Origin of the sequence: Maritalea porphyrae (assembly GCF_027213965.1) — a bacterium.
In the GTDB taxonomy this organism is placed as follows: domain Bacteria; phylum Pseudomonadota; class Alphaproteobacteria; order Rhizobiales; family Devosiaceae; genus Maritalea; species Maritalea porphyrae_A.
Map to the genome: position 1 here is coordinate 119,525 of NZ_JAPWGX010000005.1, position 23,610 is coordinate 143,134.

Annotated in this window: 20 protein-coding genes; 9 read left to right on the forward strand and 11 right to left on the reverse strand. The window is 49.4% G+C overall.

The features are described 5' to 3' along the window. Positions 1–17 precede the first annotated feature (17 nt). Complete coding sequence (locus O4H47_RS15370) at positions 18–629, forward strand: transglutaminase-like domain-containing protein (RefSeq protein ID WP_269394900.1); 612 nt, start codon at positions 18–20, stop codon at positions 627–629. Positions 630–790: 161 nt separating this feature from the next. Here O4H47_RS15370 and O4H47_RS15375 read toward each other — a convergent pair whose 3' ends face one another. The 5 genes from O4H47_RS15375 to O4H47_RS15395 all read right to left on the reverse strand — a co-directional run bounded on the left by O4H47_RS15375 (position 791) and on the right by O4H47_RS15395 (position 5,826). Continuing rightward, a complete protein-coding gene (locus O4H47_RS15375; protein ID WP_269394982.1) occupies positions 791–2,194 on the reverse strand; it encodes an NAD(P)(+) transhydrogenase (Re/Si-specific) subunit beta in 1,404 nt (467 codons plus the stop codon). A gap of 8 nt (positions 2,195–2,202) precedes the next feature. Beyond that, positions 2,203–2,565 carry a proton-translocating transhydrogenase family protein gene (locus O4H47_RS15380; RefSeq protein ID WP_331283687.1) on the reverse strand — a complete coding sequence of 121 codons (363 nt, stop codon included), beginning with the start codon at positions 2,563–2,565 and terminating at the stop codon, positions 2,203–2,205. Continuing rightward, positions 2,562–3,710, reverse strand: a complete 1,149-nt coding sequence (locus O4H47_RS15385) for a Re/Si-specific NAD(P)(+) transhydrogenase subunit alpha (RefSeq protein ID WP_269394901.1) — start codon at positions 3,708–3,710, stop codon at positions 2,562–2,564. The genes O4H47_RS15380 and O4H47_RS15385 overlap by 4 nt, the downstream gene beginning before the upstream one ends. Positions 3,711–3,800: 90 nt before the next feature. Next, positions 3,801–3,932 (reverse strand): aa3-type cytochrome c oxidase subunit IV, encoded by a 132-nt coding sequence (locus O4H47_RS15390; protein ID WP_269394902.1) that lies wholly within the window; start codon positions 3,930–3,932, stop codon positions 3,801–3,803. A 37-nt stretch (positions 3,933–3,969) separates the two neighbouring features. Continuing rightward, complete coding sequence (locus O4H47_RS15395) at positions 3,970–5,826, reverse strand: M3 family oligoendopeptidase (protein WP_419719640.1); 1,857 nt, start codon at positions 5,824–5,826, stop codon at positions 3,970–3,972. 229 nt (positions 5,827–6,055) lie between these two features. Here O4H47_RS15395 and O4H47_RS15400 point away from each other — a divergent pair, with 229 nt between their 5' ends. The 4 genes from O4H47_RS15400 (at position 6,056) to dxs (ending at position 13,360) form a co-directional block, all read left to right on the forward strand. Beyond that, entirely contained in the window at positions 6,056–7,531 is a 1,476-nt protein-coding gene (locus O4H47_RS15400) for a sigma-54-dependent transcriptional regulator (protein ID WP_269394903.1), read from the forward strand. Between the two features lie 188 nt (positions 7,532–7,719). After that, positions 7,720–9,372: a L,D-transpeptidase family protein gene (locus O4H47_RS15405; RefSeq protein ID WP_269394904.1), complete on the forward strand. Its 1,653-nt coding sequence runs from the start codon at positions 7,720–7,722 to the stop codon at positions 9,370–9,372. A 215-nt stretch (positions 9,373–9,587) separates the two neighbouring features. After that, positions 9,588–11,288 (forward strand): DUF882 domain-containing protein, encoded by a 1,701-nt coding sequence (locus O4H47_RS15410; RefSeq protein WP_419719641.1) that lies wholly within the window; start codon positions 9,588–9,590, stop codon positions 11,286–11,288. A 134-nt stretch (positions 11,289–11,422) separates the two neighbouring features. Beyond that, on the forward strand, positions 11,423–13,360 hold the full coding sequence (gene dxs, locus O4H47_RS15415; protein ID WP_269394905.1) for a 1-deoxy-D-xylulose-5-phosphate synthase: 1,938 nt from the start codon (positions 11,423–11,425) through the stop codon (positions 13,358–13,360). A gap of 24 nt (positions 13,361–13,384) precedes the next feature. Here dxs and O4H47_RS15420 read toward each other — a convergent pair whose 3' ends face one another. Then, a complete protein-coding gene (locus O4H47_RS15420; protein ID WP_269394906.1) occupies positions 13,385–13,660 on the reverse strand; it encodes a DUF2312 domain-containing protein in 276 nt (91 codons plus the stop codon). Positions 13,661–13,887: 227 nt separating this feature from the next. Here O4H47_RS15420 and O4H47_RS15425 point away from each other — a divergent pair, with 227 nt between their 5' ends. The 4 genes from O4H47_RS15425 (at position 13,888) to O4H47_RS15440 (ending at position 16,726) form a co-directional block, all read left to right on the forward strand. Beyond that, a complete protein-coding gene (locus tag O4H47_RS15425) occupies positions 13,888–14,340 on the forward strand; it encodes a DUF1036 domain-containing protein (RefSeq protein WP_269394907.1) in 453 nt (150 codons plus the stop codon). An 11-nt stretch (positions 14,341–14,351) separates the two neighbouring features. After that, entirely contained in the window at positions 14,352–15,788 is a 1,437-nt protein-coding gene (gene pyk / locus O4H47_RS15430) for a pyruvate kinase (RefSeq protein ID WP_269394908.1), read from the forward strand. 120 nt (positions 15,789–15,908) lie between these two features. Beyond that, on the forward strand, positions 15,909–16,337 hold the full coding sequence (locus O4H47_RS15435) for a MerR family transcriptional regulator (RefSeq protein ID WP_269394909.1): 429 nt from the start codon (positions 15,909–15,911) through the stop codon (positions 16,335–16,337). Next, the gene (locus tag O4H47_RS15440) at positions 16,334–16,726 is read left to right on the forward strand and encodes a carboxymuconolactone decarboxylase family protein (RefSeq protein ID WP_269394910.1); all 393 of its coding nucleotides are present in this window, start codon (positions 16,334–16,336) and stop codon (positions 16,724–16,726) included. The genes O4H47_RS15435 and O4H47_RS15440 overlap by 4 nt, the downstream gene beginning before the upstream one ends. Positions 16,727–16,813: 87 nt before the next feature. Here O4H47_RS15440 and O4H47_RS15445 read toward each other — a convergent pair whose 3' ends face one another. The 5 genes from O4H47_RS15445 to O4H47_RS15465 all read right to left on the reverse strand — a co-directional run bounded on the left by O4H47_RS15445 (position 16,814) and on the right by O4H47_RS15465 (position 23,545). Beyond that, positions 16,814–17,152 carry a P-II family nitrogen regulator gene (locus tag O4H47_RS15445; protein WP_269394911.1) on the reverse strand — a complete coding sequence of 113 codons (339 nt, stop codon included), beginning with the start codon at positions 17,150–17,152 and terminating at the stop codon, positions 16,814–16,816. 23 nt (positions 17,153–17,175) lie between these two features. Then, positions 17,176–18,384, reverse strand: coding sequence for an ammonium transporter (locus tag O4H47_RS15450; protein WP_269394912.1), 1,209 nt, complete (start codon positions 18,382–18,384; stop codon positions 17,176–17,178). A gap of 164 nt (positions 18,385–18,548) precedes the next feature. Continuing rightward, complete coding sequence (locus O4H47_RS15455) at positions 18,549–21,071, reverse strand: DUF4214 domain-containing protein (RefSeq protein ID WP_269394913.1); 2,523 nt, start codon at positions 21,069–21,071, stop codon at positions 18,549–18,551. Positions 21,072–21,366: 295 nt separating this feature from the next. After that, a complete protein-coding gene (gene ykgO, locus O4H47_RS15460; protein ID WP_027835018.1) occupies positions 21,367–21,492 on the reverse strand; it encodes a type B 50S ribosomal protein L36 in 126 nt (41 codons plus the stop codon). A 214-nt stretch (positions 21,493–21,706) separates the two neighbouring features. Continuing rightward, on the reverse strand, positions 21,707–23,545 hold the full coding sequence (locus O4H47_RS15465; protein WP_269394914.1) for an ABC transporter ATP-binding protein: 1,839 nt from the start codon (positions 23,543–23,545) through the stop codon (positions 21,707–21,709). Positions 23,546–23,610: the final 65 nt, after the last annotated feature.

Below are 23,610 nucleotides of genomic sequence, written 5' to 3' on the forward strand. Positions count from 1 at the left end.
TATTTAAAAGGTGCATTATGAAAGACCACAACTATCTCGCCCAAACGCAACTTTTGGATTTTCAATCTCAATCGATCCAAGACCTTATTCACGCGCGAAATTGGCAAGACCTCACCGAACACGACAAAATTGGTGCCGCTTACACATTTGTTCAAAACGAGATTAAATTCGGCTACAACCGGGCAGACAACATTCCTGCCAGCAATGTCCTTAAAGACGGGTACGGGCAGTGCAACACCAAAGGCACGCTTTTAATGGCGCTACTGCGCGCCCTAAACATACCTTGTCGCTTACATGGGTTCACCATCAAAAAATCTCTGCAGCGTGGCGTTGTTCCCGAACTGGTCTATGCCATTGCACCCAACAGCATATTGCATTCATGGGTTGAGGTGAATTATCAGGATAAATGGATGAACCTAGAGGGGTTCATCCTCGACACACCATTTCTAGAACAACTGCAACAAGAGTTTGCTGGGCAATCTAGCATTTGTGCATATGGGGCTGGCACCAACTGTTTGGAAGATCCGAAGGTCGATTGGAATGGCACAGATACCTATATCCAACGCACCGGCATCAACAATGATTTCGGTTTGTTCGACAGTCCAGATCAGTTTTATGCGAACCATTGACAGGCCTTTAGCCCGTTAAAGAACTGGCTCTACCAACATGTCATCCGGCACTGGATGAACAAACGGGTCGAAAAACTACGTCAAGGTATTATACCCAGCATCCCAACAAAAAAGGGCGCTCACTGAGCGCCCTCTTCAATTTCGACTTTGAATGAAGTGGTCTAGTGCCCAAAGGCCTTCACAATATCTTCTGTCATTTTTTTCGCATCACCAAACAACATCATGGTGTTATCGCGGAAGAACAATTCATTCTGAACCCCCGCATAACCCGCCGACATGCCGCGTTTGATGAACAAAACTGTGCCTGCATTTTCAACGTCCAAAACTGGCATGCCATAAATGGGTGAAGTTTTGTCAGTCTTGGCTGATGGGTTGGTCACATCATTCGCGCCAATCACAAAGGCCACGTCCGCTTGCGAGAATTCTGAGTTGATATCTTCCAACTCAAAAACCTCATCATATGGCACGTTAGCTTCAGCCAAAAGAACATTCATATGACCCGGCATACGACCCGCCACAGGGTGGATCGCATATTTGATCTCCACGCCTTCAGCTTTGAGCAAATCGCACATTTCACGCAACGCGTGCTGAGCTTGTGCAACCGCCATGCCGTAACCCGGCACGATGATCACTTTGCCCGCGTTCTTCATCATGAAGGCCGCATCGTCGGCAGAGCCTTGTTTGACCGGCCGGGTTTCTTCTTCACCATCGGCCGCAGCACCGCTGTCGCCACCAAAGCCACCAAGGATCACCGAGATAAACGAACGGTTCATCGCTTTGCACATGATGTAAGAAAGGATCGCACCTGAAGAGCCAACCAGCGCACCGGTGATGATCAATGCAGTGTTGCCAAGGGTAAAACCAATGCCTGCAGCCGCCCAACCCGAATAGGAATTGAGCATTGAAACAACCACCGGCATATCAGCACCACCGATTGGGATAATCATCAAACCACCCAAAACCAACGCGAGTACAGTAATCGCCCAAAACAGCATTGGATCTGCGGTAACAGTGAACTGCCAAATCAGATAGATCAGCAAAAGACCAAGCGCGATATGCAAGGCATGACGCATAGGCAAAATGATCGGTTTGCCCGACATATTGCCGTTGAGTTTAGCAAACGCGATTACAGAACCTGTAAAGGTGAATGCACCAATAGCGACGCCAAGGCTCATTTCAACCAAGGCTTGCGCATGAATGTGACCGTCGGTCGTGATGCCAAAAGCATCAGGGGCATAAAGCGCAGCGGCAGCAACAAAAACAGCCGCCAAACCAATAAGTGAGTGAAACGCTGCCACCAATTGGGGCATATCGGTCATCGCGATACGACGGGCCATTACGCCCCCGATCACGCCACCAATGCCGATACCAGAAATAATCAGCACCCAAGACAACAGATCAGACGGCGCGGCCACCATTAGCGTAGTCACAACGGCAATGGCCATCCCCACGATACCATAGGTATTGCCACGACGCGCGGTTGCTGGAGAGGAAAGGCCCCGAAGCGCCATGATGAAGAGCACCCCGGAAACGAGGTACAATAGAGCTGCAATATTTGCGGAAATCATATCGCTTACCCTTTCTTCTTATACATGGCGAGCATGCGTTGGGTGACCATGAAGCCACCAAAAATATTCACGCTAGCGAAAACGAGCGCCAAGAATCCAAACACTTTGGAAATCCAATTGCCATCCGCCGCCAAATGCACGCCAACAGCAAGCAATGCACCAACAACGATCACCGAAGAAATCGCATTGGTCACGCTCATCAAAGGGGTATGCAAGGCGGGGGTTACCGACCAGACAACAAAATAGCCAACGAAAATCGCGAGCACAAAAATCGCCAAGCGAAAAACGAATGGATCGATTGAACCACCCGACGCAGCCGATGCAGCAGCACCCGTAGCGGTTGAAAGTTGATCTAATGATGCAATCATGATTTCGCTCCCTTCTCGCCCGCAAAGGCAGGATGCACAACCACGCCATCACGCGTCAGTTGTGTTGCAGCCACCAGTTCGTCTTCTGGGTTAACCGCCAATGTTTTTGCTTCCTTGTCGACAAGTGTCTCAAGGAATGAAGCCAGGTTTTTGGCATAAAGCTGAGACGCAGATGAAGCCACACGACCGGCCATATTTTCAAAGCCAATGATTTTGACGCCCTTGTGGTCAACAATCTCATTGGGTTTTGCGCCCTCAACATTGCCACCACGTTCAACCGCCAAATCAACAATCACCGAACCCGGCGCCATTGATTCAACCATTTTCTTGGTGATCAAACGCGGGGCCGGACGACCCGGAATGAGCGCTGTGGTAATCACCACATCTTGCTTTGCAATATGGGTAGCAACAAGCTCGGCTTGTTTGGCCTGATACTCTTTGCTCATCTCTTTGGCGTAACCGCCAGACGTTTCAGCTTGCTTGAACTCTTCGTCTTCAACCGCGACAAACTTACCGCCCAAAGATTCAACTTGCTCTTTTGCCGCTGGGCGAACGTCGGTTGCTGAAACAATTGCCCCCAAACGTTTAGCTGTCGCAATTGCTTGCAGACCTGCAACACCGGCGCCCATCACAAAGGCTTTGGCGGGGCGAATTGTGCCCGCTGCCGTCATCATCATGGGGAAAGCCCGATCAAATGCCACAGAGGCTTCAATGACGGCTTGGTAACCAGCAAGGTTGGCCTGTGAGGACAAAACATCCATCACCTGCGCACGGGTAATCCGCGGCATGAACTCCATTGAGAACACATCAAAACCAGCTTTTGCAAGCGCCTTAATGTCTTTCTCATTGCCGAACGGATCCATTTGTCCGATGACCAAAGCGCCCTTTGCCGCGCCCTTTAGGGCTGTGGCTGTTGGTCGCCGCACACTCAGCACCACATTGGCACCTTTTAGTGTTGCAGCGGCGGTGGCAGAAATTGTCGCTCCTGCCTCCTTATAGTCCGCATCGGGTATTTTGGAGCCTTCACCAGCTCCTTTTTCGATGCTCACTTTTGCACCGAGCCCGATATATTTTTTAACCGTTTCCGGTGTGGCCGCCACACGGGCTTCATTGGCGGCAGTTTCGCGTAAAATCGCTATCTTCATGCCTTACTCCCTGAATCTGCGAACAGATTCAAACGCATTAACAATAATGCGCCGCCCCCACATTTGCGGCACGTAAAAACTCGTCAGCTTTTAGGCAACGAGGAAGAAATACATCAAAACCAACACCACAACGATGGCGATGGTTGCCCATTTAAAAAGGCTCATGACGCCTGCATAGGTCTTTGATTGCTCTTCGTACAATTTTTCAGCTTCAGTGCTCATTTGTATCTCCGTTTAATGAACCTAATTCGAATGCCGATCAGGCATCCATTTCTTCTAACTCGTCAATTAGACCTTCGATCATCGAAAGACCAAGCGACCAGAAATCTGGATCTTTGGCATCTAACCCAAATGGCGCCAACAAGTCTGAATGGTGTTTGGACCCGCCAGCGCGCAACAAGTCAAGATAACGTTGTGCAAATCCGTCCTCTGATTTTTGATATTGCGCATAAAGTGAATTCACCAAGCAGTCCCCAAATGCATAAGCATAAACATAGAACGGTGCATGGATGAAATGGGGAATATATGACCAAAAGCTCTCATAGCCTTCGTTGAGCACCACAGATGGGCCAAGGCTCTCCTTGCTCACATCCACCCACATTTTATTGAGTTCTTCAGACCGCAACTCGCCATTTCGACGCGCTTCATGCACTTTGCGCTCAAATGTATAGAACGAGATTTGCCGCACAACCGTGTTCAGCATGTCCTCAACTTTACCTGCCAACAAGGCAAAACGTGCTTGCTTGTCAGTTGTTGCATCAAGCAACGAGCGGAAGGTCAGCATTTCCCCGAATACGCTGGCCGTTTCAGCCAGTGTCAAAGGCGTTGACGCCATAAGGGGACCTTGATCAGCAGCCAAAACCTGGTGCACGCCATGCCCCAATTCATGGGCCAAAGTCATCACGTCACGCGATTTGCCCAAATAGTTGAGCATTAAATAGGGGTGTGCGCTGGGCACCGTTGGGTGAGCAAATGCGCCCGGCGCTTTTCCGTCACGCACCGGCGCGTCAATCCAGCCTGAGCCAAAAAACGGTTTCGCGACTTCTGCCAATTCAGGTGAAAACTTACTATAGGCAGACATCACCATGTCCGTAGCTTCGTCCCAATTGAACAAACGGTCATCATCATTTGGCAAAGGTGCATTGCGGTCCCAAGCGTTGAGTTTTTCCATGCCAAACCATTTGGCCTTCATCGCATAATAGCGGTGGGACAATTTTGGATAAGCGGTGCGTACAGCACTCTCAAGCGCATCCACCACTTCACGTTCAACCGAGTTTGCCAGGTGGCGACTATCGGCGACATCCTTGTAACCGCGCCAACGATCAGAGATTTCTTTGTCTTTGGCCAATACGTTGGTGATGTGCGTGAAAAGGCGTTGATTTTCGCCAAGTGTACCCACCAATCCTTTAAACGCCGCCTCGCGCTTTTTGCCATCCTTATCCGTCATTTGCGTCAATGTGGGTTCAAGCGACATCTTTTTCCCATCCACATCAAACTTCAAGCTGGCCATAGTTTCATCAAACAAACGGTTCCACGCAGAACGTCCTGAAACTGACTTGTCGTGAAAAAGCTCTTCAACTCGATCTTCTAGTTGATAGGGCTTGGCTTTGCGCAACTCGATAAACCACGGTTTATAGCGGGCTAAGGCCGCATCCTTTTCAAAAGCAGCGTCCAAAATTGCGTCATCTACCCGGTTTAACTCCAACGTAAAAAACAGCAAAGGGGTCGAGAAATTGGTCAGTCTCTCATTCATGTCGCCCATGAACTTTGATCGATCAGGGTCTGATGTGTTTTGGGCATATTGCAAATAAGCGTATGAACCTAACCGCCCCATCTTGTCGGATAGCGCTTCGTAGCGGGTGATGGTTGCAAGCAGATCGCCATCTTTTGCCAAACCTTCAAGCTTACCCTTAAAGTCATCAGCAAACTTTTTTGCTTCGCTTTCGCAATAAGCAATATCCGCATTTATCTCGTCACTATCGTGACCAAGATAAAGGTCCGTGAGATCCCACTGAGGTAAATCACCAAATTCTGCACCTGGCTTCTTTTCCGCCACCGCATCAAAAACCACATTGCTCATATCTAAATGTATCTCCAAAAGATTTGGAGCGGACATTAGCATATTCACCTAACTTGTGAAGGCCGCACCACCGCGCAGCCCCATAGAACAAGAAACAAGTTTACGTGTTCACAACATTTTTGAACGTGAGTTCGGCGAACATGAACAATTATACTTAAATCACTGTTAAGAACTCGCCCCTACCCTGCTCCAAAATAGAACAGTTTTATGATTCGCCCCGATTTCATTCGGGACGTGATCTAATCGATTGCGAGTAATATCAAGAATGGCCAAAGTCCTGATTATCGACGATGACCCGGTGCAATGCCGCCTTAGCACCCAAATTCTAAAGACCAACGGCTATGAAGCTTTTGAAGCCCTTTCTGGCGCTGAAGGCCTCAAACTGCTTGAAGAGACTCAAATCGACGCGGTTATTCTTGATCTGATCATGCCTGAAATGGATGGCATGGCGGTCATGGCCGAAATGAACAAACGGAACCTGCCCCAACCCATAATCGTTCAAACTGCGAATTCGTCCATTGAAACAATTGTCACCGCCATGCGCCACGGGGCAACTGATTTCTTCGTTAAACCCGTTGCACCTGAACGCCTTGTCATTTCCTTACAAAATGCCCTAAAACGTCAAAGCCTTGAGACGTGTTTAAGAACGGAGCGGAACCGGTTGTCCGGTCACTTCGGTTTTGACGACATCATCACCAAATCTCCTGTTATGAACCGCGTTAAAGAACTAGGGGCAAAGGCCGGAGCTTCCAACATTCCCGTTCTAATTGAAGGGGAAAGTGGCACAGGCAAGGAATTGATCGCTCGCGCCATCCAAGCCTGCTCAAAACGCGCGAACAAACCATTCATCACCGTCAACTGCGGGGCGATCCCGGTAAATTTGGTTGAATCAACTCTTTTTGGTCACAAAAAAGGATCCTTCACGGGGGCGAATGCTGACCAAAAAGGCAAATTTCAAGAAGCAGACGGTGGCACACTTTTTCTAGATGAAATTGGCGAACTTCCACTGGACATGCAGGTTAAGTTGCTGCGGGCCTTGCAAGAGGGTGAGGTTGAACCTGTCGGGTCTACAACCCCTGAAAAGGTTGATGTGCGCATCGTCTCGGCCACCAACAAGCGCTTGCTCAACCTGACCAAAGAAGGCCATTTCCGCGAAGATCTATACTACCGTCTCAATGTCTTCCCCATTTACTTGCCGCCTTTGCGCGAACGTATGGATGATTTGGATGCGCTTATTGCGCACTTCATCGCCCGCTTTGGCGCAGAAGAAGGCCGCAATATTGCGCAATGTAGCGCAGAGGCCCTAACGCTCCTTAAGGGATACGACTGGCCGGGCAACGTCCGTCAACTCGAAAATTCGGTTTATCGCGCGGTGGTGCTGGCCACCAATTCCGTCTTGGAGCCCAGCGATTTCCCCCAAATTTGCGCTTCGATTGAAGGGGCGGACCGGATCCGCACACAATTGGCCAGCCACCCACATATGTCTATGCCTGTGCATATCGACGACCTAACAACTCCATCGCCAGAAGTACCAGCGACACTGACGAAGGAGAAAGATCGGTTTGTAGCGGCGGACGGCGACATTGAACCCCTTGAACATGTGGAACGTGACCTCATCGCCTTTGCTTTAGACCAATATCAAGGCCGAATGAGCGCGGTGGCACGTGCGTTGGGCATTGGTCGATCAACGCTTTACCGAAAAATCAAGGAATATGGTCTAGAAGATAGCAATGCGGCATAATTGTAAGCAGATTGGCCGTTCAATTTTACGGTAACAATTATGCGAAAAGCTTGGTTTTGCCCCAAACTCAACGTATAAAACGCCAACATTTTTAAATTATTGAATGCGTTAAACGAAACGCACACCAATAATAGCGTGTCCGGGCAAATGGTTAGCCCACAAAACGGTTGCGAGTTTTGAGGAACATAATGGGTTATAAATTTCGATCAGTGATTCTGGCCATGAGTATTGCCAGCATTTCGTCATTTGGTGCACACGCTCAAGAAGCTGTTTTGGTCAATGGCGTTCAAGCAACACGAGTTGTCATTGGCCCTGCTGTTTCTCCCATGGCCAAAATCATTAAAGCGGGCCTGCGCGACGATTACTACGGCGCGAAATCTGGCACCCGCGCTTGGAAAAACGCTCAAGGTCTCTACTATTTTTACGGTGCCCGCAGCTTTGAGCCTATGTGGCTGCAAAATAATGGCGACCAAGTTACATTCTCGCCAAAAGCCCAAGAGATCGTTGAGCTATTCAAAAAAGCTGAGTTTGAAGGCTTACGCACCAGCGACTATTTAACCGACCAACTGGACATTGACGCCGCACAGGGTGACCCGCAAATGCTGGCACATGTGGAAGTTGCGTTCACTGACGCCGCAATTCTTTACGCAAAACATGCCGCGGGCGGGCGAATTGCACCAAGCGCTGTTTCAAGCACCATTACATTGCACCCAACGCGCGTGGATCTGGCAAAATTGCGCGTGGATTTGGTCAGCTCGGACAATCCTGCTGCACTATTGCAAAGCATGCACCCAACTCAGCAGGAGTTTTCAGCTCTTCGCGCAGAGTTGGCGAAACGCATTGCAGGGCCCAAAATCGAGCAAATTATTGTGCCTGATGGCAAGTTGATGAAGCTGGGGAAAACCGACGAACGACTGCCGGTTTTGCGTGAACGGCTTGGTCTAACGCTAGACGATCCAGCAAATGAATTCATTTACGATCAATTGGCCGAAGACGCGATAAAAGACTTTCAAACATCAATCGGTCTAATTGCTGATGGCGTTGTTGGCCCAGCCACAATTGCGGCCCTAAATGGCGCACATGGTGCCAGCGCGCAAGACATCGTTGCCAACATGGAACGCTGGCGCTGGATGCCCAAAAATCTGGGCGATTTCCATGTTTTCGTGAACATCCCTGAGTTCAAATTGCAAGTCGTAAAATCTGACAAAGTGGAGCACGCTACCCGTGTTGTGGTCGGCAAACCAAAACATATGACACCGGTCTTCTCCGACGAGATTGAACATGTTGTGGTCAATCCCTATTGGAATGTGCCTTCTTCAATTGCAACAACAGAACTTCTACCTAGCGCCAACGGAAATCCGGGCTATTTTGACAGCCGCAATTACGAATTATTGGCCGGTGGAAAAGTCATCAACGCCTCTTCTGTAGATTGGGCAAACATCAACCCGAAAAACCCACCTTTCCGCATCCGCCAACGCCCAGGCAGTGGCAATGCATTGGGCACCATCAAGTTTTTGTTCCCCAATCAGCATTCCGTTTATCTGCACGACACGCCTTCTAAATCATTGTTCAGCAGAACTTACCGCGCCTATTCGCATGGCTGCGTGCGCGTTCATAACCCACTTGAGTTCGCAGACGCACTCTTACGCTATGAGCCCTCGCTAAATCTTTCTCAGATCAAAGGCATGATGGGCGGTAACGAAAAATGGAACAATTTGAAAACACATGTGCCAGTTCATCTCGCCTATTTCACCCTTAGGGTGGACCCGGACGGCACAGTGCGTAGCTTTGGTGATGTCTATGGCCACCACAAGAAACTTGTTGATCTGCTCAACAGCTAAATATCGCTCAACCAACAATTTTACGCCTTCGGATTAACCTCGCTGGGCATTTTGACGCACCGCCTTGGTTCGGCCCCTTTTCTCACCCATATTTTAAGGGTAAGTTCCGTACACTGAGTTTTACTCATGGGGTAGCAAACGCTCTTATCGTTAATAAAATCGCATCTTGTTTGGTGTAGATTATATAAAGTTTTAGCGTTAAGGGCGTCCGAAAATTGTTGGGTATATTGGGCACACTCTATACATGCGCGATCAAGCGCACCTTTTTATTGTTGGTTGCCACACTTGTTGTAGCGACAGGTTTGGCCAGCCCAGCCGCGGCTGCGCGTGATCGCACGCTGTACCTTTATTACACACACACCAAAGAAACCGCCAAAATCACATACAAACGCAACGGCCGTTTTGACACAAAAGGTCTTGCGCAACTGAACCATTTTTTGCGCGATTGGCGCCGCGACGAACCCACCAAAATGGACCCACGGCTTTTTGACTTAATTTGGGAAGTCTACAATGAAGTGGGCGCATCAAAACCAATTCACGTGGTCTCGGCGTACCGTTCGCCAAAAACCAATGAAATGCTGCGCTCGCGCTCAAGCGCTGTAGCGAAAAACTCTAACCACACGCGTGGATTGGCCATGGATTTCTTCATTCCTGGTGTTTCAATTTCAAAGCTGCGCCAAGTGGCCATGAAAAAGCAAATGGGGGGCGTGGGTTATTACCCAACATCTGGCAGCCCATTCGTTCACCTAGACACAGGCAGCGTACGCGCTTGGCCGCGCATGACAACGGCCCAACTCAAGAAGATTTTCCCTAAGGGCAAAACGCTTCACATTCCTTCAAATGGCGTTCCTTTGTCCAAAGCCGGATATGCAACCGCACAAGCTGAATATAAACGTTGCAAGCAGGTGCCATGTAGCGGCGCATCCTCAACACGTCTTGCAAGTGCTGCAAAAAAAGACACCAAGTCGGCCAGTTCAGGCTCTGGTCGAACTTTGCTCGATGTATTGTTTGGCAACAACAAAGACCAAGTTGAAGTGGCAAAAAAACCAACTTCAATCAGCACCCCCGTCAAAGTTGCTGCTTTGGGTCAACTGCCTCCAAAACGCCCCACATCTTTGCCGCTAACGCTTGAAGCCACTCAATCCCCACCGGCACCACTTGATGCGCCGGGCGAAACCGAAAGCCTTTTTGCCGTCACACCGCCGATCAAACCTGAAGCCATTCAAGTGGCAACAGCGAATCTGCTCGAAGATGAGCAGGCGATTGAAGATTTGCCTTCACGCTTTGCAGTCGCCTCAATTGATCCGGCACTAATCACAAACCCATCTCGCTTTGCGGTGGACGCTTCAAGCCAAGCCAATGAATTGCCACAAGTCCCAATGCGTCCGGGCACTGTGCCAGATACAAATGCTGCAACGGCGCTTTTGGCTGCTTATGCACCAACGCCAACCTCATCGTCAGCGGATGCGCAAAAAGCACTTGAGATCATCCTAAATCGCCAAAACGGCGCAGCGGAAGTACAACAAAGGACCGCAAAACAAGATCCCAAATCTCAGTTCCCTGCCAATATCAAAGCTGCATTGGCAACCGCCTCGTTACACACTGACTTCAGTGATTTCGGATCGATTCTAAGAAACGTCAAATCTGGCAACACGAAATCCGCACCAAGCTCCACGCTTGTCAATATTGCCACGCGTGCAGGCCAGTTCTTCGAACCAGAAAGCGAAGACGAATTTAGCTTTGAATCTGATCCGAACAAACTGGAACAAGGCCGCTTTGCAATTATGTTTGAACCAGATGTTGGCGATCTAGCACCCACTTCTGTGTTGGGCAATTTGACACAGCTTGGCTTTGCCCCAATGGCACAGCCGCGCGCCGCACCAACAATTGGCTTCAAAACCGCCAGCACATTGTAGTTTTCGCCAATAAATATGCAAAAAACAGCGACCTTTCGTCACCCACTGGTTGCACCTTTGCACCTGTAGGTTTAAATCTCGTTGGATCACAAAGGGCGCACTGATTGTCCTAATTGCGATAAAGTGAGGCATGAGTGACAAAACGCCCTGAAACACCCATCTTGGATGGCATTGAAAAGATCGACGATCTACGCACATTGCCGCGCGACCAAATTCGCCTGCTGGCAGATGAGGTGCGCGCGGAAATGATCGATGCTGTATCGGTTACGGGCGGTCATCTGGGCGCAGGTCTGGGTGTGGTTGAACTGTCAGTCGCTTTGCATCATGTTTTCAATACCCCGGATGATAAAATCATCTGGGATGTTGGCCACCAAGCCTATCCGCACAAGATTCTTACCGGCCGCCGTGAACAAATGCGCACCTTGCGCAAAGAAGGTGGCATCTCTGGTTTTACAAAACGCGGAGAAAGCGAATTCGACCCATTTGGTGCGGGCCACTCTTCAACTTCAATTTCTGCCGGCCTAGGCATGGCTGTTGCCGCTGACCTTAAAAAGGAAAAGCGCAACATTATCGCCGTTATCGGTGATGGGGCCATGTCAGCGGGCATGGCTTATGAAGCCATGAACAATGCCGGGGCAATGGATGCGCGTTTGATCGTTGTTCTTAATGACAACGACATGTCGATCGCCCCACCAACAGGGGCCATGAGCGCCTATTTGGCCAGGCTCGTTTCGGGCAAAGCCTATCGCTCAATCCGCGAGATCGCAAAAGGTCTCACCGAACATTTACCAAAGTTCGTTTCAGAAAAAGCCCGCAAGACAGAAGAATATGCGCGCGGCTTTTGGACCGGTGGCACCATGTTTGAAGAATTGGGCTTTTATTACATTGGCCCAATCGATGGACACAATTTGGATCACCTTTTGCCCATTCTCGATAACGTTCGAGACGCAGAAAACGGCCCAATTTTGATCCATGTGGTCACCCAAAAGGGCAAAGGCTACGAGCACGCCGAAAATGCTGCGGACAAATATCACGGCGTATCCAAGTTCAACGTGATCACCGGCGCACAATCTAAACCCGTCTCAAACGCCCCCTCCTATACCAGCGTGTTCGCTGAAGGCCTGATCCAAGAAGCTGAGCTTGATGAACGCATTGTGGCGGTAAATGCCGCCATGCCTTCTGGCACCGGGTTGGATAAATTCGCCAAGCAATTTGGCGATAGATGTTTTGATGTTGGGATCGCCGAACAACATGCGGTGACGTTTGCCGCCGGCATGGCCACCGAGGGTCTAAGCCCGTTCTGCGCCATCTACTCCACATTTTTGCAACGCGGATACGATCAAGTGGTGCACGATGTGGCCATCCAAAACCTGCCCGTTCGCTTTGCCATTGACCGCGCAGGATTTGTGGGTGCCGATGGTCCGACCCATGCGGGCGCATTTGATACAGCATTTCTTGGTGCGATTCCGAATATGGTGCTGATGGCACCAGGTGATGAAGCCGAGCTTAAACACATGGTGCGAACCGCTGCTCAGTTCGATGAACACCCAATAGCTTTCCGTTTTCCACGCGGTGAAGGCGTTGGCGTTGAAATTCCAAGACGCGGTGAATTCTTGGAAATCGGCAAAGGGCGCATCTTGCGAGAAGGCAACTCGGTTGCCCTGCTTTCGTTTGGCGGACGCTTAAGCGAAACCATCGCCGCTGCAGAAATGCTCGCCACGTTCGGCATTTCAGCAACCGTAGCAGACGCGCGATTCGCCAAACCCCTTGATGTTGACATGGTTGAACGGCTTGCCCGCGAACATGAAGTCTTGATCACCATCGAGGAAGGGTCAATTGGCGGGTTTGGTAGCTTTGTTTTGAACCACTTGGCGCTAAACGGTTTGCTTGATGGGGGCCTAAAATGCCGCCCAATGTTTATTCCAGACAAGCATTTTGACCATGCAGCCCAAGATAAAATGTATGCACACGCTGGCCTGGACCGGAATGCGATTGCAGCCACTGCCATGCGGGCGATTGGCAACGAAAAAGCCGCCAATCAGGTCATGTCTGGACTGATTGACGGCCGATAATTTTCTTAAGCGAATGATGAAGCGCTATGAGTAGGCTTCATCGTCAACTGGCGCAGAAGGGATCATCCCCAGCGCGTGCTTATAAAGGTCCAAAACAGCTTCATGTTCTGAGCGCTCATGGGCTTCTTGCTTGCGCAGCTTGATCACTTCTCGCAACACCTTAACGTCATAGCCATTGCCTTTGGCCTCGCCATAAACGTCACGAATATCCTCAGCGATCGATTTTTTTTCTTCTTCCAAACGCTCAATGCGTTCAACAAGAGCGCGCAACTGCTCGCGGGCGATAGTGGACTGTCCCATATCAATTTTCTTTCAAACGGTTCGCAAAACTGGTCTATATCTTTCGCCTATTGCACCTATTCAATGCAAGGTCAAAAGCCACTCATCCACCACCTGTTTTAAAAAAACTTCGCGCGTGAAGCCAAATCAAACACGATATCTCTTTTTACAGGTCACAGATCGGTCCCAAATCATTTATAACATGCAAAAATCGTAAAAAAATGTACGTAACTGGGAGCGTCGACACCTTGTCTTTTACCGACTTTAGTATAACAAAGGCCGCAATGAGAGTTGCACCGCTCATCCTCCTGCTGTCGTCTTTTTACTCAACGCCGGCATCTGCTGATCTGCGGATTTGCAATCAAAGTCAAAATTCGGTGGCCATCGCCATAGGCTTTCGCAGCGAAAAAGGCTGGCAGTCAGAAGGCTGGTGGGTGGCTGAACCGGAAAATTGCGCGGTCGTGTTCGATGGGCCTCTAAACGAACAACGTTCGCAATATTTCTATATTCACGCCGTAGATGATATCGGCGGAAATCGGTGGGATGGGCGCATTTTTATGTGCACCCGAGATAAGTCCTTCACAATCTTTGGTGAAAAGGACTGTCTAGCCCGCGGCTACGAAAGAACCGGCTTCATGGAAGTCGATACCAAGAAAAACAGAGATTGGACTGTTCAACTAACGGACGCCGATCTGCAATAGTTGGAGCACCAATGAGACGTCTACGCAAAGTCAAAATTCTCGCGACCCTAGGCCCAGCCTCAAACACTGAAGCCACAATCGAAGAGCTAGCCCGTGCTGGCGCAGACGTTTTCCGCATAAACATGAGCCACGCCAGCCACGAATTGTTGGCTGAAACCATGGCGAAAGTGCGTCGTGTTGAAAAAGCTGTTAAACGACCCATCGGCGTTTTGGTTGATTTGCAGGGCCCCAAGTTGCGTGTCGGCAAATTCAACACAGGCTCTGTTCAATTGGCCACCGGCGATGTGATCACCCTGGACACCGACACTTCTGAAGGCAATAAAACCCGCGTACACCTGCCTCATCCAGAAATTTTTGAAGCCATCGAAAAAGGCCACAAGCTGTTGCTTGACGACGGCAAAATCGAATTGCGCTGCATCAAAAAAACAGCTGACAAAATTGAATGCGAAGTCGTGCATGGCGGCAAATTGTCTGACCGCAAAGGCGTTAGCCTGCCTGACACATTGCTCGGAGTTGGTGCCTTAACGGAAAAAGATCGCGCTGATCTGCTCGCCGCATTGGAAGTGAAAGCGGACTGGATCGCCCTATCATTCGTCCAGCGTCCCGAAGACATTATCGACGTACGCAAAACCGTACAGGGCCGCGCCGGTATTTTGGCAAAGATTGAAAAGCCCCAAGCCATCGAGCGCTTGGAAGAAATCATCAAGCTCTCTGACGCGATTATGATTGCGCGGGGTGACTTGGGCGTGGAAATGCCTTTGGAAACCGTGCCAGGTTTGCAAAAGCGCATGATCCGCATGGCCCGCCAACAAGGAAAACCAGTTGTTGTTGCAACACAGATGCTTGAATCTATGATTGAAGCGCCAGTGCCAACACGTGCTGAAGTGTCTGACGTGGCCACCGCTGTTTACGAGGGCGCGGATGCCGTTATGCTTTCAGCCGAATCTGCGGCAGGCGATTTCCCCGTACAAGCTGTCGCCACCATGAACCGTATTGCGGTCGCTGTGGAACAAGATGGTCTTTATCAGTCCATCATTCGCCGCCAAAACATCGAACCAGAAGCAACCGCCGCCGATGCCATCTCTGCATCTGCCCGCCAAGTGGCTGAAACACTCGATCTGGCCGCAATTGTCACCTACACCTCATCCGGCTCCACAGGTATTCGCGCCGCGCGTGAGCGCCCCGAAAAGCCGATTGTGGCGCTATCACCCAAATTGGCAACCGTTCGACGCCTATCCCTCGTTTGGGGCCTACATTGCGTACGTACCGACGACGCGGTGAACCTTGATGATGTGGTGGATCGCGCTTGTTCAATTGCTTATCGTGAAGGCTTTGCACGTCCGGGCGACCGGGTTGCCATTACCGCTGGTGTGCCTTTGGGCACGCCGGGCGCCACCAACATGCTGCGCATCGCATTTGTTGGACAAGATGGTGTTGGATCATCGTAGGAACAACTATACTGAGCGACTACCGAAGATTTCAAATACCCGCCTTTTTGGCGGGTATTTTTTTATTATGAGCTTGACCTGGAGCGCACTCCAGCACCTACAAGTAATCAAGCAAACCTAATGAGAAGCAAAATGTATATCGGCGAACTGGCAAAAACCTGCAATGTAAGCATCGATACACTCCGCTATTATGAGAAAATCGGATTGATCAAAAATGTTCCTCGTGACGCCGGTGGACGCCGGGTCTATGGCCCAAGTTTTGTGGCTTGGCTCAACTTTATCAAAGTGCTCAAAGCCACAGGCATGCCACTGAAAGACATGCTTGCCTATGCGGCTCACCGCCAAACGGGGCCCTCATCCAATCAGGACAGATGTGATCTTCTACAAGTGCATGAACTTCGCATCAAACAAACAATTATTGAACAAGAAGGCTGCTTGGCTTTAGTTCAAGACAAAATTTCTGCCTATCAATCTGCAATTGCCAAAAGCACAGATATTCCCATTTCCGTTTGCATGACTGATCATTTCAACAAACGAGAAAACAAATGACAAAAAGTGCCCTTCAAGCAGGTCGCAACCTCACCAACTCATTCAACCCAACACTGGAAAAAACACTGGCGGACCGATACGACGAGGACGTACCCGAGTTTGCAGAAACCTTAATTGAATTCGCTTATGGCCGCATTTACGCCCGCGAGGGTTTGGATTTGAAAACACGCCAGCTCATTACCATTGGAGCACTTACCGCCCTGGGTGGGCAAACAGCGCCTCAACTCGAAATCAATATTGAACATGCACATGCCGCGGGTGCAACAAAAACTGAGATTTTTGAGACCATTATGCAGATGTCGCTTTATGGCGGTATGCCTGCAGCAATCAATGGACTGAATGTCGCCAAACAATTCTTTGCTCAACTCGAGCCCAATCAACATCCATAAATACATAACGCGCCAATCGGTGGAAGAACTGATAAGGGTCCAACTCTCCCACGTGATTGGCGCGTTCAATCTTGAAACGGGCGCTGTCTAAAGCGCGCTTTCGCCACTCTCCCCCGTGCGTACACGAATAGCCGCCTCAAGATCTAAGATAAATATTTTGCCATCCCCAATTTTGCCTTCCGAAGCTGTTTCGCGAATTGCATCCACAGCTTTGTCCAATTTGTCGTCGGGAACAGCGATTTCTAGCTTCAATTTCGGCACATATGAGATTTCGTATTCGGCACCCCGATAGATTTCGGTGTGCCCACGTTGCCGCCCATAACCGCGAACTTCCGTCACGGTCATGCCCGAAATATCCAACGCGCCTATCGCATCACGCACCTCATCCAACTTGTGCGGCTTAATGATCGCGATAATGAATTTCATACGTCCTCCAATCAAATGAATGGCTAGTTTCGGTAGCCAGTTTCACCGTGCACAGCCAAATCAAGCCCAGTGGTTTCCGCTTCTTTATCGACACGTAGGCCGACAAGCTTCTTTGTGATCCACACAATAACCACAGTTACCACCAATGACCAAATCGCAGTTACAACAACCCCAATGGCTTGTACGCCAAATTGGCTCATGGCGTTCATTCCATCTGCGTAGCCCGCTGCGCCCGATCCAAAGGCGAGCAAGAAAGCCAGCAACAATGTGCCCGTAGCTCCACCAATGCCGTGCACAGCAAGCACATCAAGCGAGTCGTCAATGTTCATTTTGTGCTTCACAAAATCAACCGCATAAAAACAAATAACACCGCCGGCTAACCCCAACAAAATGGCTCCCATTGGACCAACAGAGCCAGACGCTGGGGTAATTGTTGCCAACCCAGCAATGGTGCCTGTCACGATGCCCACAATGCTCGGACGTCCAAATTTGACCCATTCAATCACCATCCAAACAAGCGAGGCAGTTGCCGCACTCAGATGCGTCACCAATATCGCCATGGTTGCATCGCCATTTGCCGCAACCGCACTGCCACCGTTAAAGCCAAACCAGCCGACCCACAAAAGCGAAGCACCAACCATGACCATCCAAGGGGCATGCGGCGGACGCACACCACTGGGGAACCCATTTCGCGCGCCAAGCATCAATGCAATCACCGCCGCAGACACACCGGCGGTCACATGCACCACGATGCCGCCAGCAAAATCAATAACGCCAAGCTGGGCAAGCCAGCCGCCGCCCCATACCCAATGGGTAACAGGCACATAGACCAGCATCAGCCAAGCGCCTGCGATAATAAGAACAGCTGAAAACTTAATCCGCTCCACAAAAGCGCCAACCATCAATGCTGGTGTGATCACTGCGAACGTCATCTGAAAGATCACCCAAAGGCTCTCAGGAATGGTACCGCTTAAACTGTCACGCTCCATACCCACCAAGCCAATACGGCTTAGCCCACCGATGAGCGCATTGCCTTCGGTAAAGGCAAGAGAATAGCCAAACATAAACCAAAGAATCGATGCCAAACAAGCAATCGCCACACAATGCATCAACACAGACAATATGTTTTTTGCCTGCACAAGACCTGCATAGAACAAGGCCAAGCCTGGCATTGTCATCAATAAAACGAGCGCTGTGGCAGTTAATATCCAGCTCGTGTCTGCACCATTCATTTTCAACTTCTCCCGAAACACAAAATGCCTATTTTTTAGGCAGCGTTGCATTGTTGCCTATTTTTTGGAAAAAGTCAAAGCTGCTCAATTTTTGGGCATAGCCAGCGCCGAACAAAAAAAGGGAGCCAACCGGCTCCCTTTTCAATTCATATTACGTCCAATTATTAGGCAACAAACTCCACGAAGTCAGTGGCGCTCAAACCAACCACGTCGGACAATTCAGATGTATTGTCCAAAGTCGCAATGTGACGACGGCTGGTGCTCGTGCTCCAGTCGTTATCGTACCAAAGCTCAGCTTTGTTCGTAGAGGTGTTAAACACCATTACATAAGCTTCAATCGCAGCCCCGGTATCACCGGTGATCTGACCCGATGACAAGCCGGTTTGCAACTCGATCATTTTATGATTGTCCGCCGTACCCATAGACGTAATGCTAGAACGATTATCAACATAATCGTCTGTTGAGAGGGTCTGGCCGGCCGTTGTCGCAGTCGTATTGCCGAAATCAAACAGATTGAAACCAATCTTGTCGGTGCCACTTACAAAGTCTTTGATTTTGTCTGTGGAGTTGGTGCCAACAAAGCGGAACTGATCAGAACCGTCATTGCCGCGCAAAGTATCATCGCCCGACATACCGTAGAACACGTCGTTTCCATCACCGCCGGTTAGCGTATCATCAGAGTTTGAACCAGCAATTTTCAAATCAGCCTTAAACGCCCCCGCATTCACGTTAACAGCGTTCATGAACCCGAACGTATCGCTGCTCGCAGACATCTCAGCACCATCTTTAGCGCCAATGTTAAGTGCGTGCGTACCAGTGATCGTGAAGTTCGCAATGCCACCATCATTTGCAAACGCATAATAGTTGTTGCTGCCATTGTCGACAGCGTGAACCATATTGGCATTTGTGCTTGCACCAGTAACACCAGTTGAATCAATAATGACCGACGAAATATTGCTTTGGAAACCAACGGCTGCATAATCATTGCCAGTATTGGTATTGGCATGAATAACCACTTCGCCGCTACTGCCGGTTTGCGCACGCAGTTCCATGGTCAAAGTTTGCCCCGCACCCTCGCCTTCAAACCGAACAGCTTCGTCGCCTTGGCTTTGATCCGCCGTAAAAACGATCCGATCTTCAGTCTCAACGCCACGAACATTTACTCGGCTACCAGAAGGACCACCTGCAAACACAAACTCATGCACATTAGTGTAATCGCTTGCGGTAAAGCCATTGCTCGCGTTTTGCGCAACCAAAACTTCAATGCCAGTGGCCTTATTCACATGCGTGGCAGTATTTGCGAAGCTGTCCAAGACCAATGTGTCTTTTCCAGAACCGCCGTCAATCTTATCGGTCGAATCTAACGAAGAATCAAAATGCAAGGTGTCATCGCCACCGCCTGATTTCACATCAACCGTGTTGGTGCTACCAAATTCCAAATTGTCATTGCCGCTTCCGGTCACAACCGTGTAGCTTTTATTGCTTTGGAAATTAATGTTCATCGCCCCAGAACCGGTAGAGGTGAATGTGCCGGTATCTGTACTTGGACGGAATTCACCAGCGAATGAACCTGAGCCACTTACATTGATCGTGTGCGCACCAATAATGTTGGTGGTCGTGTTCGTACCCGTTGCTGTGATCTCGAACGTTTCCACATCATCAATGGCAATTGCACCATTCAAAACAGCATTTTCCAAAGCGATCTTTTGGACATCACTTGATCCTGAAACAGCACTTGCTTTGTAAGAAGCAATCAACGAAGCGTTGCCAGTGGTGTTGGTGGCGGACAAGTCTGCAATTGCAGCCGCGCCTTCAAGCTTTAAACCGCCCGAACTGTTGTTCAAAGCCGCTGACGTGACGCCCGTGGAAGCACTCAGGTTGAATGTTGTTAACGACGAATGGGTAGCTAGCAACTCAATCTTTTCAATGCTTGTAAGAACTGGTGTCACTGTCGTTCCCGAAACGTCAGTTATGCTAAGGGTATCCGTACCACCCCCGCCATTCAGATTATCGCCATCATTTAACGTGGTATTTGTGCCAACAAATTTATCGTCACCAGTGCCACCGGTTTTGGTTTCAACACTTGAGATCAGGTTAAACGTTTCACCAGGATTGGCACTTGCAGCGTCAGCAACATAAACGTCTGTCTTCGCTTTTGCAGCCGCAACTGTTGATGCGTCGTCGGTGACGCCTTGCAATACTTCCTTTGCCGAAGCTTTTGCCGCAGCGTTGTTTTCATAATCAAGATTTGTCAAAGCCAGGACACTGGTGCCCCAGTCCATCGCAACAGCAACTTTGTTGTTTAACGTCGTTCTATCGTTGCCGTTCGCATCATCTTTCGCGCCAGAAATAATATCGATAATCATAGCGCCCGTTGCTTGCGGATCTCCAAGTGCGGCGGCAAGTTTACCTTTCCAATAATTCAGCCCCTCTGTATCGGGGTTTCGATTAAAGAGATTTTGGTAAACCTGAGTAATGAATGTCGTAGGATCAGAAATCGCGGGCGCAACAAGAAATGGATAAAGCGCTTTAGATTCGGGTTGAACCGAAAAAGAAGCGGCTATTTGCGCGAGCGACAATGGGTTCGCTTTGGTGTTTTCGCCAATCCAATAGTTCCAGCCTTCCGGCTCTGGTGAGCGTCCGTAATAACCAACGTAGATTTTTGCGATATCTTCTTGAACAGTCATTTTCCCCCCCTATGGGACTTGGGTTCAGCGCTGCGACCGAACTCCAAACTAGTATTGACGCAATCAACAAACCAAAATTGGATGCATGCTCAACTGTGCATGTTACACATACGAAGTAGATTAAGCAAAAAATAACGAATCTAATTGAATTGTCCCAATTTGGTACAGTTGTAAGTGCAGGGCCCAAAACTCACCGCCATCATTTCGCAAGCTCATCCCAAATACCCAAGCACAACAAAAAGGGCCGATGGCATTGCCATCGACCCCAAATTTGATAGTTCAAAGCTTGAACTGCTTAGCCCTGACGAGCCTTAAAGCGCTTGTTCACTTTGTTGATAATGTAGATGCGACCGCGACGGCGAACGACCTTATTGTCGCGATGCCGGGTGCGCAGCGCTTTAATGGAATTTTTGATTTTCATTCCGGTCACCCTTCACATTCATAAAAATAGGCGCCACTGGCGCCAAGAATTCGTTGGTCGTTGTTTATGGATAAATCCCAAGTTTGTCAACGCACCATAACACAAAAAGCCAAGGATTCTTCTCCCAAACAAGGGACAATTAACAACTCACGTATTCAAAATTGTAACAGGGGACCAAATGGCCCCCTGTTTAAGTACAAATTAGACAAGCTGATTAGCTGACTAAAAGCTCTTCAATAGGATCATGTTCCGCAACAAAATGACCCGGTGTGAGCTCGCGTAGCTCAGGCACATAATCAAGCTCATTGGCTTTAAGCTTAGATTTTAGGAATCTTAGCTTAGCTGTTGGATCCATCGGCGAGGGCAATTCACCTGGGAAACGAATACGCTCACGCGTCCGCTCCACGTTTGGATCGGGAATTGGAACTGCCGATATCAACTGCTGAGTATAGGGGTGTTGAGGGTTCAAATAGATCTGATTGCGATCCGCCAACTCCACAATACGTCCAAGATAAAGCACCATAATGCGGTGAGATACTTCACGCACCACAGACAAATCATGCGAGATGAACAACAAGGAGAGACCAAACTCTTCTTGCAAGTCCATCAATAACTCGATGATCTGTGCTTGAATAGATACGTCAAGCGCCGACACCGCCTCATCACACACAACCAGCTTTGGCTCCATGATCATCGCACGGGCAATGCCCACACGCTGATTCTGTCCGCCGGACAACTCATGTGGGTAACGATTGATCATATTTCGATCAAGCCCGACCCGCTCCATGATGCTCGCCACTTTCGACTTCATTTCCTCACGGCTCAAGTCTGAGCGGAACGTGCGGAGCGGCTCCATAATGGAATCTGAAATTGTCATGCGTGGATCAAGACTGGCCAAAGGATCTTGGAACACAATCTGCAGATCTTCACGCTTGGCTTTCAATTCAGCCTTGTTTGAAGCATCCAAAGGACGCCCCAACCAACTCACCGTACCGGCGGTGGGCGGAATCAACTGCAGAACAGCCCGCGCAAGCGTGGATTTACCACAACCCGATTCGCCCACAATACCGAGCGTCTCACCTGGTCTTAGATCAAAACTAACGCCGTCCACTGCTTTCAAAGGCACATTGCGATACCAAAGCCCCGTAGGCACTTTGATGTTAAAGTGCACTTCTACATCATCAACTTTCAGGAAGTTCTCGTCCCGACCTTTAAGGTCGTATTCCTTCAGTTTTCGATTGGTGGCCTTATCCGGCTGATCAATACGTGGCATCGCATCCAAAAGCATTTTGGTATATTCATGCTCAGGCTTGTGGAATACTTCTTCCGCCGTACCCTCTTCAACATAAACACCGTGACGCATGACCTGAATGCGATCACACATGCGCGCAACAACGCCCATATCGTGTGTAATCAAAGCAATTGCGGTATTATTCTCCCGCTTCAGCTCATCCATGAGATCCAAGATTTCAGCTTGCACGGTCACATCAAGCGCTGTTGTGGGCTCATCGGCAATCAACAGATCCGGTGAACACAACATCGACATTGCAATCATCACCCGTTGGCGCATGCCACCGGACAACTCATGCGGATATTGGCGCAACCGACGTTCAGCTTCAGAAATGCGAACGCGATCTAACCAATCAAGGCACTTCTTTTCAGCTTCTCGCCCACGCATTCCAGTGTGCAACTGCAACACTTCAGACATCTGTTCAAAGACGGTGAGATGAGGGGTCAATGATGTCAAAGGATCTTGGAAGATCATCGACATATTGCGACCACGCACCTTGTTCAACTCTGAGGTTGATAGCCCGAGCAAGGACGTGCCGTTAAAGATGATCTCACCTTCAGTACGACCATTGTTTGCAAGCAAACCCATGGTGGTCATAAAGGTTTGGCTTTTGCCAGAACCAGATTCACCCACGATACCCAGACATTCACCCGGTTTAATGTGAAGGGAAACACCCTTCACCGCTTCTACTTGCCCATCGGGCGTATCGAAGGTCACCTTAAGGTTGTTGACCTCCAACACTTTTTTCTTCTGATCGCTCACGCTACTGATCCTTTATTCAAATTGAAGGTCGACAATTGGGAAAAATGAGAATTATTCAAAATGCC

Coding starts and splice junctions, on each gene's coding strand:
- O4H47_RS15390 (WP_269394902.1), bottom strand. CDS start 3,932: ATGAGCACTGAAGCTGAAAAATTGTACGAAGAGCAATCAAAGACCTAT.
- O4H47_RS15455 (WP_269394913.1), bottom strand. CDS start 21,071: ATGACTGTTCAAGAAGATATCGCAAAAATCTACGTTGGTTATTACGGA.
- O4H47_RS15385 (WP_269394901.1), bottom strand. CDS start 3,710: ATGAAGATAGCGATTTTACGCGAAACTGCCGCCAATGAAGCCCGTGTG.
- O4H47_RS15435 (WP_269394909.1), top strand. CDS start 15,909: ATGAGAAGCAAAATGTATATCGGCGAACTGGCAAAAACCTGCAATGTA.
- O4H47_RS15445 (WP_269394911.1), bottom strand. CDS start 17,152: ATGAAATTCATTATCGCGATCATTAAGCCGCACAAGTTGGATGAGGTG.
- O4H47_RS15400 (WP_269394903.1), top strand. CDS start 6,056: ATGGCCAAAGTCCTGATTATCGACGATGACCCGGTGCAATGCCGCCTT.
- pyk (WP_269394908.1), top strand. CDS start 14,352: ATGAGACGTCTACGCAAAGTCAAAATTCTCGCGACCCTAGGCCCAGCC.
- O4H47_RS15370 (WP_269394900.1), top strand. CDS start 18: ATGAAAGACCACAACTATCTCGCCCAAACGCAACTTTTGGATTTTCAA.
- O4H47_RS15450 (WP_269394912.1), bottom strand. CDS start 18,384: ATGAATGGTGCAGACACGAGCTGGATATTAACTGCCACAGCGCTCGTT.
- O4H47_RS15395 (WP_419719640.1), bottom strand. CDS start 5,826: ATGTCCGCTCCAAATCTTTTGGAGATACATTTAGATATGAGCAATGTG.
- O4H47_RS15380 (WP_331283687.1), bottom strand. CDS start 2,565: ATGATTGCATCATTAGATCAACTTTCAACCGCTACGGGTGCTGCTGCA.
- O4H47_RS15420 (WP_269394906.1), bottom strand. CDS start 13,660: ATGGGACAGTCCACTATCGCCCGCGAGCAGTTGCGCGCTCTTGTTGAA.
- O4H47_RS15440 (WP_269394910.1), top strand. CDS start 16,334: ATGACAAAAAGTGCCCTTCAAGCAGGTCGCAACCTCACCAACTCATTC.
- O4H47_RS15405 (WP_269394904.1), top strand. CDS start 7,720: ATGGGTTATAAATTTCGATCAGTGATTCTGGCCATGAGTATTGCCAGC.
- ykgO (WP_027835018.1), bottom strand. CDS start 21,492: ATGAAAATCAAAAATTCCATTAAAGCGCTGCGCACCCGGCATCGCGAC.